Source organism: Amycolatopsis kentuckyensis, assembly GCF_002155975.1.
In the GTDB taxonomy this organism is placed as follows: Bacteria; Actinomycetota; Actinomycetes; order Mycobacteriales; family Pseudonocardiaceae; genus Amycolatopsis; species Amycolatopsis kentuckyensis.
Genome location: NZ_MUMI01000387.1, coordinates 1 through 10,883 on the forward strand (window position 1 = coordinate 1; position 10,883 = coordinate 10,883).

General features: G+C 69.9%; 14 protein-coding genes. 6 read left to right on the top strand and 8 right to left on the bottom strand.

Annotated elements, in window-relative coordinates; genetic code table 11:
- The 5 genes from cysD to CCN39_RS52955 form a co-directional block, all read right to left on the bottom strand.
- Positions 1 to 557, bottom strand: a 557-nt coding sequence (gene cysD, locus CCN39_RS32580) for a sulfate adenylyltransferase subunit CysD (protein ID WP_143264236.1), incomplete at its 3' end; no start/stop codon positions are given.
- A gap of 11 nt (positions 558 to 568) precedes the next feature.
- A complete protein-coding gene (locus CCN39_RS32585) occupies positions 569 to 1,264 on the bottom strand; it encodes a phosphoadenylyl-sulfate reductase (RefSeq protein WP_086848544.1) in 696 nt (231 codons plus the stop codon).
- On the bottom strand, positions 1,261 to 1,416 hold the full coding sequence (locus CCN39_RS52010; protein ID WP_086848546.1) for an eL43 family ribosomal protein: 156 nt from the start codon (positions 1,414 to 1,416) through the stop codon (positions 1,261 to 1,263). The genes CCN39_RS32585 and CCN39_RS52010 overlap by 4 nt, the downstream gene beginning before the upstream one ends.
- Entirely contained in the window at positions 1,413 to 3,101 is a 1,689-nt protein-coding gene (locus CCN39_RS32595; protein ID WP_086848559.1) for a nitrite/sulfite reductase, read from the bottom strand. The genes CCN39_RS52010 and CCN39_RS32595 overlap by 4 nt, the downstream gene beginning before the upstream one ends.
- A 105-nt stretch (positions 3,102 to 3,206) precedes the next feature.
- Positions 3,207 to 3,341 carry a putative leader peptide gene (locus tag CCN39_RS52955; protein ID WP_353526875.1) on the bottom strand — a complete coding sequence of 45 codons (135 nt, stop codon included), beginning with the start codon at positions 3,339 to 3,341 and terminating at the stop codon, positions 3,207 to 3,209.
- A 122-nt stretch (positions 3,342 to 3,463) separates the two neighbouring features.
- On the opposite strand from CCN39_RS52955, the gene CCN39_RS32600 reads away from it, so the two are divergent.
- The 3 genes from CCN39_RS32600 to CCN39_RS32610 are packed head-to-tail and all read left to right on the top strand — an operon-like array spanning position 3,464 to position 6,139.
- Entirely contained in the window at positions 3,464 to 3,880 is a 417-nt protein-coding gene (locus tag CCN39_RS32600) for a VOC family protein (RefSeq protein ID WP_086848548.1), read from the top strand.
- Positions 3,881 to 3,926: 46 nt separating this feature from the next.
- Positions 3,927 to 5,159: a radical SAM family heme chaperone HemW gene (gene hemW, locus CCN39_RS32605; protein WP_086848550.1), complete on the top strand. Its 1,233-nt coding sequence runs from the start codon at positions 3,927 to 3,929 to the stop codon at positions 5,157 to 5,159.
- Positions 5,160 to 5,218: 59 nt separating this feature from the next.
- Positions 5,219 to 6,139 carry an NADP-dependent oxidoreductase gene (locus CCN39_RS32610; protein ID WP_086848552.1) on the top strand — a complete coding sequence of 307 codons (921 nt, stop codon included), beginning with the start codon at positions 5,219 to 5,221 and terminating at the stop codon, positions 6,137 to 6,139.
- On the opposite strand, the gene CCN39_RS32615 is transcribed toward CCN39_RS32610, so the two are convergent.
- Positions 6,136 to 6,780 carry a TetR/AcrR family transcriptional regulator gene (locus CCN39_RS32615; RefSeq protein WP_434781138.1) on the bottom strand — a complete coding sequence of 215 codons (645 nt, stop codon included), beginning with the start codon at positions 6,778 to 6,780 and terminating at the stop codon, positions 6,136 to 6,138. The two genes, CCN39_RS32610 and CCN39_RS32615, sit on opposite strands and share 4 nt — an antisense overlap.
- Positions 6,781 to 6,916: 136 nt before the next feature.
- On the opposite strand from CCN39_RS32615, the gene CCN39_RS32620 reads away from it, so the two are divergent.
- The 3 genes from CCN39_RS32620 (at position 6,917) to CCN39_RS32630 (ending at position 9,688) form a co-directional block, all read left to right on the top strand.
- A complete protein-coding gene (locus tag CCN39_RS32620) occupies positions 6,917 to 7,324 on the top strand; it encodes an SgcJ/EcaC family oxidoreductase (RefSeq protein WP_434781137.1) in 408 nt (135 codons plus the stop codon).
- Between the two features lie 312 nt (positions 7,325 to 7,636).
- Positions 7,637 to 8,449 carry a siderophore-interacting protein gene (locus CCN39_RS32625; protein ID WP_208630485.1) on the top strand — a complete coding sequence of 271 codons (813 nt, stop codon included), beginning with the start codon at positions 7,637 to 7,639 and terminating at the stop codon, positions 8,447 to 8,449.
- A 9-nt stretch (positions 8,450 to 8,458) separates the two neighbouring features.
- Positions 8,459 to 9,688, top strand: coding sequence for a serine hydrolase domain-containing protein (locus CCN39_RS32630; protein WP_086848558.1), 1,230 nt, complete (start codon positions 8,459 to 8,461; stop codon positions 9,686 to 9,688).
- Here CCN39_RS32630 and CCN39_RS52015 read toward each other — a convergent pair.
- Positions 9,667 to 10,218: a hypothetical protein gene (locus tag CCN39_RS52015; RefSeq protein ID WP_244211100.1), complete on the bottom strand. Its 552-nt coding sequence runs from the start codon at positions 10,216 to 10,218 to the stop codon at positions 9,667 to 9,669. The two genes, CCN39_RS32630 and CCN39_RS52015, sit on opposite strands and share 22 nt — an antisense overlap.
- A gap of 43 nt (positions 10,219 to 10,261) precedes the next feature.
- Positions 10,262 to 10,883 (bottom strand): type I restriction endonuclease (locus tag CCN39_RS52020; RefSeq protein ID WP_244211101.1); only part of this gene is annotated, 622 nt, incomplete at its 5' end.

Consider the following 10,883-nt stretch of genomic DNA (forward strand, 5'->3'; position numbering starts at 1 on the left):
CGGACCTGCTCGCCCGGGCGGTGCCGGCCGTTGTAGAGGTTCCACAGCTCGGGCCGCTGCCGCCGCGGTTCCCACTGGCCGAAGGCGTTGCGGAGGCTGAAGATCCGCTCCTTCGCCCGGGCACGTTCCTCGTCCCGGCGGCCGCCGCCGAAGACGGCGTCGAACTTGTTCTCGGCGATCGTGTCGAGCAGCGGCGTGGTCTGCAGCGGGTTGCGCATCCCGTCCGCGCGCTCTTCGAGGCGACCGTCGTCGATCCAGTCCTGCACCTTCGCCACGACCAGGCGCAGGCCGTGCCGTTCGACGACCCGGTCGCGGAACTCGATCACCTCGTCGAAGTTGTGCCCGGTGTCCACGTGCAGCAGCGGGAACGGCACCGGCGCCGGCCAGAACGCCTTGATCGCCAGGTGCAGCAGCAGCGTCGAGTCCTTGCCGCCGGAGAAGAGGATCACCGGGCGGTCGAACTCGCCGGCCACCTCCCGGAAGATGTGGATGGCCTCGGACTCCAAAGCCGCGAGGTTGTCCTGTGCCGCATCGGTGGCGGGCTCCAAGGTCGTCATGCGTCCCTTCCTCAGCCGTGCAGTCCGCACTCGGTCTTGCTCTGCCCCGCCCACCGGCCGCTGCGCGGGTCCTGGCCCGGCTCGACGCGAGCCGTGCAGGGCGCGCAGCCGATCGAGAGGTAGCCGATCGACACCAGCGGGTTTTCGAGGATGCCGTGCTCGCGGATGTAGCCGTTGAACTCGTCGTCGGTCCACGCCGCGATCGGGTTGACCTTGACCAGGCCGTTGCGGTCGTCCCAGGTGACGATCGGGGTGTTCGCGCGGGTCGGGGCGTCCACGCGGCGGACGCCGGTGACCCACGCCGAGTAGTTCGCCAGCGTCTTGCGCAGTGGCACGACCTTGCGCAGGTTGCAGCACAGCGTCGCGTCGCGGTCGTGCAGCTTCTCGCCGTACTCCGCGTCCTGCTCGGCGACGCTCTGCTCGGCCTGGGCGTTCACGATCTTCACGCCCGGGTAGACCGCCTGGACGGCGTCGCGCGTGCCGATCGTCTCCGGGAAGTGGTACCCGGTCTCCAGGAACAGGACGTCCACATCGGACTTCACCTTGGTGGCGAGGTCGATCAGCACGGCGTCCTGCATGTTGGACGCCACGATGAAGTCGTCGCCGAACGTCTCGACGGTCCAGCGGATCGCTTCGTCCGCGGTCGCGTCGGCGAGTTCCCGCGAAGCGCGCTCGGCGAGGGTCTTGTAGTCGGCGGTGGCGGTCATCGGGAAACCTCCGGAAGGGACAGGCCGAGGAACTTGACCGAGAAAACCCGGCGACAGCTGGAACACAGCCAGCCGCCGTTCTCTTCCGGCCGGAGGTCCTCGTCGCCGCAATAGGGGCAGTAGTACGGTGCCGCACGCTCGTCGGAAGTCACTGGAGGGCGCTTTCCTCGGCGCGGGCGGCCCACTGCGGGAACCGCTCGCCCGGTTCGCGTCCGGTGACGTAGTTGCGCACGACGCGCTCGACGTACCCGGTCAGCTCGCCCGAAGTCACCTTGTGCCCGCGCAGCTTCCGGCCGAACCCGGCGTCGAGGCCGAGGCCGCCGCCGAGGTGCACCTGGAAGCCTTCGACCTGGTTGCCGTCGGCGTCGGTGACGATCTGGCCCTTGAGGCCGATGTCCGCGGTCTGGATCCGGGCACAGGAGTTGGGGCAGCCGTTGAGGTGCACGGTCACCGGCGTCTCGAGGCCGTCCTGGATGTCGGCGAGGGACTTTTCGAGGTCCGCGACGAGCTGCTGCGCGCGGGCCTTCGTCTCGACGATGGCGAGCTTGCAGAACTCCAGCCCGGTGCAGGCCATCACGCCGCGCCGCCACGGCGACGGCTTCGTCTCCAGCCCCAGCTCGGCCAGCTCGGCGGCGAGGGTGGCGACCTGGGCCTCGGGGACGTCGAGCACGACGAGCTTCTGCTGCGGGGTGAGCCGCACCCGACCCGAACCGGCCCGCTCGGCGGCCTTGGCGACGGCGACGAGCGTGCCGCCGCTGGACCGCCCGGCGATCGGCGCCGCCCCGACGTAGAACTTGCCGTCGACCTGGGGGTGCACGCCGACGTGGTCGATCGGGACGGCCGGGTCGGCCGGCGGCGGGCCGTCGATCAGCTCGCGCTTGAGGTACTCGTCCTGCAGCACCTGCCGGAACTTCGCCGCGCCCCAGTCCTTGACCAGGAACTTGATCCGGGCGCGCGAGCGCAGCCGCCGGTAGCCGTAGTCGCGGAAGATCGAGATGACGCCTTCCCAGACGTCCGGGACCTCGTCCAGGGGGATCCAGGCGCCGAGGCGCTGCCCGAGCATCGGGTTGGTGGACAGGCCGCCGCCGACCCAGACGTCGAAGCCGGGCCCGTGCTCCGGGTGGTCGACGCCGACGAAGGCCACGTCGTGGATCTCGTGGGCGACGTCGGGCTGGCCGGAGATCGCGGTCTTGAACTTGCGCGGCAGGTTGGCGAACTCCGGCTTGCCGATGTAGCGGCGCTTGATCTCGTCGATCGCCGGGGTGCCGTCGATCACCTCGGCCGCGGCGATGCCCGCGACCGGCGAGCCGAGGATGACGCGCGGGCTGTCGCCGCAGGCCTCCATCGTGGTCATGCCGGCGTTCTCGAGCTTGGCCCAGATCGTCGGCACGTCTTCGATCCGGATCCAGTGGTACTGGATGTTCTGCCGGTCGGTGATGTCGGCGGTGTCCCGCGCGTACTGCTGGGAGATCTCGCCGAGCACGGTGAGCTGCCCGGTGGTCAGCGCGCCACCGTCGATCCGGACGCGCAGCATGAAGTAGCGGTCGTCGAGCTCTTCGGGCTCCAGCGTCGCGGTGCGGCCGCCGTCGATCCCGGGCTTGCGCTGGGTGTAGAGGCCGAACCAGCGGAACCGGCCGCGCAGGTCGCCCGGGTCGATCGCGTCGAACCCGCGGTGGGCGTAGATGTTCTCGATGCGCGCCCGCACGTTGAGCGGGTGGTCGTCCTTCTTGGACCGCTCGTTCGGGTTCAGCGGCTCCCGGTAACCGAGCGCCCACTGCCCTTCGCCGCGCTTCTGCTTGGCGCGCGCGGGGCGGGCTGGGGTTTGGGGCGTGGCCATGGCGGCGTCCTCCGAGAGGCTTTCGTGGCGGCGGAGGACCACCGGCTCGCGGGTTTCCTCCGGCGCCGGCTGTCCAGAATTCGTGGCAGGTGGTGGCGACGGCAGTCAGCGAACGGGTACGCAGAGGGCGCTGGCGACCCGCACGAGGTCGACGTGGCGGCGGGCCACGAGGAGAACACCGGCATGAGTCACGGCGTCAGCGTGCCACGCGTCCACAATGTGGTCCAGGCCTGCCCGCATGGTGGGAGAAGGGTCACTCACCTGCGGAAATCGTGTCAACCGCCGCGAGGGGTCCTCTTGCGCGTCTAAACCACTACATGTAAAGTACTTCAACAGCAGTGGTTTGAAGAGAGGAACTGGGGATGCAGGTCAAGGGTTTCGGGGCGGGTTACCTGGTCGACGACGTCGCGGCGACCACCCGCTTCTACGCGGACGTCGTCGGCCTGCCGGTCACCGTCGAGCTCGACTGGTTCGCCAGCGTCAACGCCGGCGCGCCGGGCTACGAGATCAGCTTCGTGCAGCGCGGGCACGAGTCGGTGCCCCCGGCCTACCGGGCGCGGGAGACGGCCGGGCTGATGTTCGGGCTCGTCGTCGAAGACGCTCGCGCCGAGGCGAAACGGCTGGAAGAAGCGGGGATCGAGCTCGTGACTCCGGTCGTCGACGAGGTCTACGGGCAGCGGCACTTCTACGTCGCCGACCCGAACGGCGTGCTGCTCGACGTGATCGAGATGATCCCGGTCGACCCGGACTGGGCGGCGGCCAACCTCCCGGCCTCGTAACAGGTGTTAACCCGATCGGCCCCTTGAGGCGACCCGGCGTGACGGGGTGGACAATTCGAGCGTGCCCCAGCTGCGTCCCGACCCCGCCACGCCGATCGATCCGGCGCTGCCGGAAACCGCGCTGAAAGGGCTGGGCGGCAGAGCGTTCGGGGTGTACGTGCACGTCCCGTTCTGCGCCACGCGCTGCGGGTACTGCGACTTCAACACCTACACCGCGGGGGAGCTCGACTCCGGCTCGTCGCCGCAGTCCTGGCTCGAAGGGCTGCGGCGCGAGCTGGAACTCGCCGCGCGCGTGCTCGTCGTGCCGCCCGCCGCCGACACCGTGTTCGTCGGCGGCGGCACGCCGTCGCTGCTGGGCGCGGACGGGCTGCGGTCGGTGCTCGACGCCGTCCGCGACGTCTTCGGGCTGGCGCCCGGCGCCGAGGTGACGACGGAGTCGAACCCGGAGTCGACGTCGCCGGAGTTCTTCGCCGGGATCCGCGAAGCCGGCTACACGCGGGTGTCGCTGGGCATGCAGTCGGCCGCGCCGCACGTGCTGAAGATCCTCGACCGCGTGCACACCCCGGGCCGTCCGGGCAAGGCCGCCGCCGAAGCGCGGGCGGCCGGGTTCGACCACGTGAACCTCGACGTGATCTACGGCACGCCGGGGGAGCGCGCCGACGACCTGCGCGCGACGCTCGACGCCGTGCTGGCCGCCGGCGTCGACCACGTCTCGGCGTACGCGCTGATCGTCGAGGAGGGCACGGCGCTGGCCCGTCGCGTCCGCCGCGGCGAGCTGCCCGCGCCGGACGACGACGTGCTGGCCGCGGACTACGAAATGATCGACGCCATGCTGTCCTCGGCGGGACTGCGCTGGTACGAGGTGTCGAACTGGGCGGCGTCCGACGCGGCCCGCTGCCGCCACAACCTCGGCTACTGGCGGGGTGACGACTGGTGGGGCGCCGGTCCGGGCGCGCACAGCCACGTCGGCGGCGTGCGCTGGTGGAACGTCAAGCACCCGGCCCGGTACGCCGCGCTGCTCGCCGAAGGGGCCTCGCCCGCGGCCGGGCGCGAGGTGCTCACCGACGACGACCAGCACCTCGAGCGGATCATGCTCGAACTGCGCGTCGCCGAAGGATTGCCGCTCGACGTGCTCGACGAGCCGGGCCTGGCCGAGGCGCGCGCGGCCGCGGCCGAGGGCCTGCTCGATCCGTCCGCTTTGGACTCCCGCGGCCGCGCGGTGCTCACCGACCGCGGCCGGCTCCTGGCCGACGGGGTGGTCCGCCGCCTCGCCGGGTAGGGATTAAAACCCGGGACCGTGTCGTTGCTTGTATTCAGCAACGACTTCGAGGAGGCCCCATGGCGCGCGCGATCAGGTTCGACGAGTACGGCGACGTGGAGGTCCTGCGGGTCGAGGACGTCCCCCGGCCGGTCCCGGGACCGGGGCAGGTACTCGTCGAGGTGCGGGCCGCCGGGATCAACCCGGGCGAGGCCGCCATCCGGCAGGGCTTGCTGCACTCGCGTTTCCCGGCGACCTTCCCGTCCGGTCAGGGCAGCGACTTCGCGGGGGTTGTCGCTTCGCGCGGTGAAGGCGTCTCGGACATCGCCGTCGGCGACGAGGTGATCGGGTTCGTCGACACGCGATCGAGTCACGCGGAGTTCGTCGTGGCGGAGGCCGCGAACCTCACGCCGCGTCCGGACAGCGTGCCGTGGGAGGTCGCCGGTTCGCTGTTCGTCGCCGGGACGACCGCGTACGCCGCGGTGGCCGCGGTTTGCCCGAAGGAGGGCGACACGGTCGTGGTCTCGGGCGCCGCGGGCGGGGTCGGCTCGCTGGCCGTCCAGCTCGCGAAGCTGGCCGGGGCCACGGTGATCGGCCTGGCCGGCGAGGCGAACCACGAGTGGTTGCGCGGGCTCGGCGTCATCCCGGTCGCCTACGGGGAGGGCGTGCTGGAGCGGATCCGCGAAGCCGCGCCTTCCGGCGTGCACGCGTTCGTCGACACGTTCGGCTCCGGGTACGTGGAACTGGCGCTGCACCTGGGCATCCACCCGGGACGGATCGACACGATCATCGACTGGGCCGCGGCCGAGAAGTACAACGTCAAGACCGACGGCAACGCGGCGGGCGCGTCGGCGGACGTGCTGCGCGAGCTGGCTCTGCTGCTGGAGAAGGGGTTGCTGTCGCTGCCGATCGCCCGGGTGTACCCGCTGGAGGACGTCCGGGACGCTTTCCGCGAACTGGAGCGGCGGCACACGCGCGGCAAGATCGTGCTGCGGCCCTAGTTCTTCGCCAGGACTTTCAGCCCGGCGAGGTACGCCTCGAGCGCGAACTCGAGGCGTTCCTTCGCCGTTTCCGCGGAGAAGAACTCGCCGACCTGCAGCATGTTCGGGAACGACTCCGCGGGCAGTGACTGCATGTACGCCACCATCTGCTTGCCGCGTTCGCCGGCTTCGGCCTGGTCGATCTCGCCCCACGTCCAGCTGCTCGCTTCGTAGGCGTACGCCTTGGCGTAGAGGGAAAGCGCGTCGCCGGCGAAGGTCGCCTGCTTGAGCGTCAGCCCTCCGGCGCGAAGCAGGGCGAGCATCGCCTCGCCCTGCTTCAGCGAGTGGGGCGTGACCGGCACGGCGATGTCCCACGCGATGCGCGCGAGGCCGCGGTGCGCGGCCATCACCTGGATCTGGTCGCGGACGAGGTCCTTGACCTGCTCGTCCCAGCGTGCCGGGTCCGGCTCGGGGATCACCACGTCGGCGAGCGCGGCGTCGAGCATCAGCTCCGCCAGTTCGTCCTTGTTCGAGACGTGCGCGTAGAGCGACGCGGGCCCGGTCTCCAGTTCCTGGGCGATCCGCCGCATGGTGACCGCGTCGAACCCTTCTTCGTCCAGGACGATCAAGGCCGCTCGGACGATCGAGGCCTGGGAGAGCACGGGTTTCGCGGCGCGGCGGCGGGGAGCGCTGCGCCACGGCGGCGGGGGAACGGTCACCCGAACACTGTACTTGACGCGAACGGCGTTCGAGAGTAGAACGGTGTTCGTAAGACGAACGCTGTTCGAGGGGGTTGTGATGACTGCTGTTTCCGAGGTTCGCGATGTGCTCGGCCGGCTGGCCGACGCGTGGAACGCCGGTGATGCCGCCGCGTACGGGCGGCTCTTCACCGAGGATGCGGATTACGTGACGTTCTTCGGGATGAACTTCCCGGGCCGGGAGGCGATCGAGAGCTCGCACCGGGCGCTGTTCGAGGGGCCGTTGCGGGGGTCGAAGCTCACCGGGGCGATCGGCGGGGCGGCGAAGGTGCGGTTCGTCCGGCCGGACGTCGCCGTGGCCGTCGTGGGTGGTGGCTCGTCGCTGGCCGGTGCGGAGGTCGCCGACGAAGGGCGTGAGTCGACCGTGTCCTTCGTGCTCGTCCGGGAGGAGGGGGAGTGGCTGATCACGGCGTTCCAGAACACGCGGGTTTCGGATCCGCGCGGGTGAAAACGCTTGCGGAAGCGTCGGGCCGCGCGGTCACCTCCTTCCGGAGCTCGGCGACAACCGGTGCCTCGCCGCCTCCATGGCCACCCGGTGCTCGACGCGCCTCCGCCGGGATGGGCCGTGACGCGGTACCGCCGGTCACCCTGCGCCGCGACGCACCCGCGCTCCCGGTCCACCTCCATCCGCATCGGGTGGCCACCGCCGTTCGAACTTCGGCCGGTGACCGCGCGAGATCCGGGTACACCTGAGTAGCCGCGTACCGATATCGGCGCGTAGGCTGAGTTAGGTAAGCCTTACTGATGGTTGGAGTGGCCGATGGCTGAAGCACCCCGGCGGTCCGGGCGTCCCGCGGCGCGGTTGCGGGTGCTGCGGACCGAGCGGCTGACCCCGCACATGATCCGGATCGTCGCGGGCGGTGAGGGGATCGCGCAGTTCACGCCGAACGAGTTCACCGACGCCTACGTGAAGGTGCTGTTCAAGGTGCCCGGCGTCGAGTACCCGGAGCCGTTCGACGTCCAGGAGTGCCGGGCGACGCTGCCGCGCGAGCACTGGCCGCGGCAGCGTTCCTACACGGTCCGCGCGTTCGACCCGCAGGCCGGCGAGCTCGTCCTCGACTTCGTCCACCACGGTGACGAGGGCATCGCGGGTCCGTGGGCGGCCTCGGCCCAGCCGGGTGACGAGCTGCTGGTGCTGGGCCCGGGCGGCGCGTACGCGCCCGGTGCGGAGGCGGATTGGCACCTGCTGGCCGGGGACGAAAGCGCGTTGCCGGCCATCGCGTCGTCGCTCGAAGCGCTGCCCGCCGGCGTCCCGGCCCACGCGGTGATCCTGGTCGAGAACGAGGACGAGGAGCAGCCGCTGGTCACGAAGGCGGACGCGCAGATCACGTGGCTGCACCGGGCGTCGGGTGGCGACGTCGCGGCCGCGGTGCGCGAGCTGCCGTGGCGCGAGGGCGTCGTCCAGGCGTTCGTCCACGGCGAGGCGGGGTTCGTGCGCGAGCTGCGGCGGTTCCTGCTCGACGAGCGCGGGGTGCGGCGCGAGCTGCTGTCGATCTCGGGTTACTGGCGCGAAGGCAAGAACGACGAAGCGTGGCGCGAGGAGAAGGCGGCCGAGCGGGCGCGGGAGAAGTAGCCTCGCCGCATGGCGGATTTCGAGGTGGACGTCGACCCGGCCGAGGTCGGCTTCGACGCGGCGCGGCTTTCCCGGATCGATGCGCATTTCGACCGGTATGTCGAGGATGGACGGTTGCCGGGCTGGCTCGCGGTGGTGAGCAGGCACGGCCGCATCGTCCACCTCGGCCGCGGCGGCGCCCGGGACGTCGAAGCTTCATCGCCGGTGGAGGCCGACACGCTCTGGCGCATCTTCTCGATGAGCAAGCCGATCACCTCCGTCGCGGCGATGATGCTGGCCGAAGAGGGCCTGCTGGAGCTCGACGACCCGATCTCGCGCTGGTTGCCGGAGTTCGCTTCGCCACGGGTGTACGTCAAGGGGTCGGCCCTGGCACCGTTGACCGAGCCGGCCACTTCGCCGATCCGCGTGTGGCACCTGCTGACGCACACGGCAGGTCTGACGTACGGCTTCCACCACGGCCACCCCGTGGACGCGATCTACCGGGCGGCGGGCTTCGAGTGGGGCACGCCGCCGGGCCTCGACCTGGCAGCGTGTTCGTCGCGGTGGGCCGCGCTGCCGTTGGTCTTCCAGCCGGGCACGGAGTGGAACTACTCGGTGGCGACGGACGTGCTCGGCCGCCTCGTCGAGGTGGTGTCGGGCCTGCCGCTGGACGAGTTCTTCGAGACGCGGATCTTCGCACCGCTGGGCATGACGGACACGGGGTTCGTGGCATCGTCCCCTTCCCGGTTGGCGGCGATGTACGTCCGCGACCCGGCATCGGGACGAGCGGTCCGCAACGACGCATTCGGCCGCATCGGCACAGCCCGCCCGGACTGCCTCTCCGGCGGCGGCGGATTGGTGTCTTCGGCACCGGACTACTGGCGTTTCACGGAAATGCTCCTCCGCGGCGGCGCCCTGGACGGCGTCCGGTTGCTGTCCCCGCGCACGGTGGCGTTGATGGCGAGCAACCACCTGCCGGGCCGAGTGGACCTGGAGGCCTTCGGCCGCCCCCTGTTCGCGGAGATGCCCTTCGACGGCCACGGCTTCGGTCTGGGATTTTCGGTACTGGAGGACCCGGTAAAGGCCCGCACCCTGTCCTCCCCAGGAGAGTTCGCCTGGGGAGGCGCGGCTTCGACGGCATTCTGGGTGGACCCGGACGAGGACCTGACGGTGGGCTTCTACACACAACTGCTGCCGTCGAGCACGTACCGCCTGCGCTCCCAGTTGCGGCAGCTGGTCTACCAGGCGCTGGTCGACTGAACCGGATCCGCGGTCACCACGGGATGAGCCGGGGAAACCGTTTCCGGAGTCGCGGCCTGCGGACGTGCGGTGGTGAGGTACCTCGCCACCGTGTTCCTCAAGTGGTCCGCGTGCCGGTAGATGTCCTCGACCGTACTGATCGGCAGACGGGTCTCGACCTTGTTCTCGTCGAACACGCCGAGGTACTTCTTCGACCGGTTGAACCAGAGCCGCGCGATCGGTTTGCGGTTGTTGTCGTCCAGAAGCACACCGAAGTAGGTCTTGGTGTCTCGAGCGGCGACCCGCGCGGCAGGTACCTCACCGCAGACGATGGCGCGGACGATCCGATAGTCCTCGAGTTCTTCCTCCGTCGTGACGACTCGCTCGGTTTCCTCTGCCGACCCGCCCTCGGCGCTCGGCGCCGGCTCCGACTGCTCCGGCTGGACGACGCTGCCGCTCGACACGCTCACATAGGAGTCGGGTCCGCCGAGGGCGTTCTTCAGGCGGTCGTTGACCTGTTCGTTGAGGAACTGGCGGGCCGCTTTGGCCACCAAAGGTCCTCGGGTTCCTTGAACTGTGCTGCGAGGATGCGCTTCAGCTGCCCGATGCACTCAGTTCGCCCGCGGCCCTGATGACGGAGTCGAGGTCGAAGGACTCCTTGGTGAGCTTGGCCAATTCGGGCAGCAGGGTGTCGTCGATGTCAGCGAAATCCAGCACGAGGAACGGCTTGGCGTCCATCCGGTTCGGCGCGTCGAGATCGGTGTAGAACTCGTACACCTGCCCGTTCGTCAGCACGGCGATGCGAGCGTTCGTGACGGCGAAGTAGCGGAACAGCTGTGAAGCGTGCTCGATCCGGAGTGGGTCATTGATCTTCTTGGCCTCGACGAGGACCTGCACCTGACCGTTGTGCACGATCGCGTAGTCGGTCTTCTCGCCTCGCTTGGTCCCGACATCGGCGGTGAACTCGGGGATGACCTCGGCCGGGTTGAACACGTCGTAACCCAGGACGGTGCTGATGAACGGCATCACGAAGGCGTTCTTGGTCGCCTCTTCGGTTTCGATGCCTTCCTTGTGCTTGCAGATCTTCAATGCAAGTGCTTGCGCGCGCTCAGCGATGTCCATGCCGGTGCCGTTCTGTGCGGGAATCAGTCCTGATCTCGAAGGAAGATCGTCCGGTTCGGGGGATGCCCTGCCTAAGGAATGCACCGGCCGGTGC

Bases quoted from the DNA above. Each gene is read 5' to 3' on its own strand.
- CCN39_RS32610 (WP_086848552.1), top strand. From the start codon at position 5,219: ATGGCGCGCGCGATCAGGTTCGACGAGTACGGCGACGTGGAGGTCCTG.
- CCN39_RS32620 (WP_434781137.1), top strand. From the start codon at position 6,917: ATGACTGCTGTTTCCGAGGTTCGCGATGTGCTCGGCCGGCTGGCCGAC.
- CCN39_RS32630 (WP_086848558.1), top strand. From the start codon at position 8,459: ATGGCGGATTTCGAGGTGGACGTCGACCCGGCCGAGGTCGGCTTCGAC.
- CCN39_RS32600 (WP_086848548.1), top strand. From the start codon at position 3,464: ATGCAGGTCAAGGGTTTCGGGGCGGGTTACCTGGTCGACGACGTCGCG.
- CCN39_RS32595 (WP_086848559.1), bottom strand. From the start codon at position 3,101: ATGGCCACGCCCCAAACCCCAGCCCGCCCCGCGCGCGCCAAGCAGAAG.
- CCN39_RS52955 (WP_353526875.1), bottom strand. From the start codon at position 3,341: ATGCGGGCAGGCCTGGACCACATTGTGGACGCGTGGCACGCTGACGCC.
- CCN39_RS32625 (WP_208630485.1), top strand. From the start codon at position 7,637: ATGGCTGAAGCACCCCGGCGGTCCGGGCGTCCCGCGGCGCGGTTGCGG.
- CCN39_RS32585 (WP_086848544.1), bottom strand. From the start codon at position 1,264: ATGACCGCCACCGCCGACTACAAGACCCTCGCCGAGCGCGCTTCGCGG.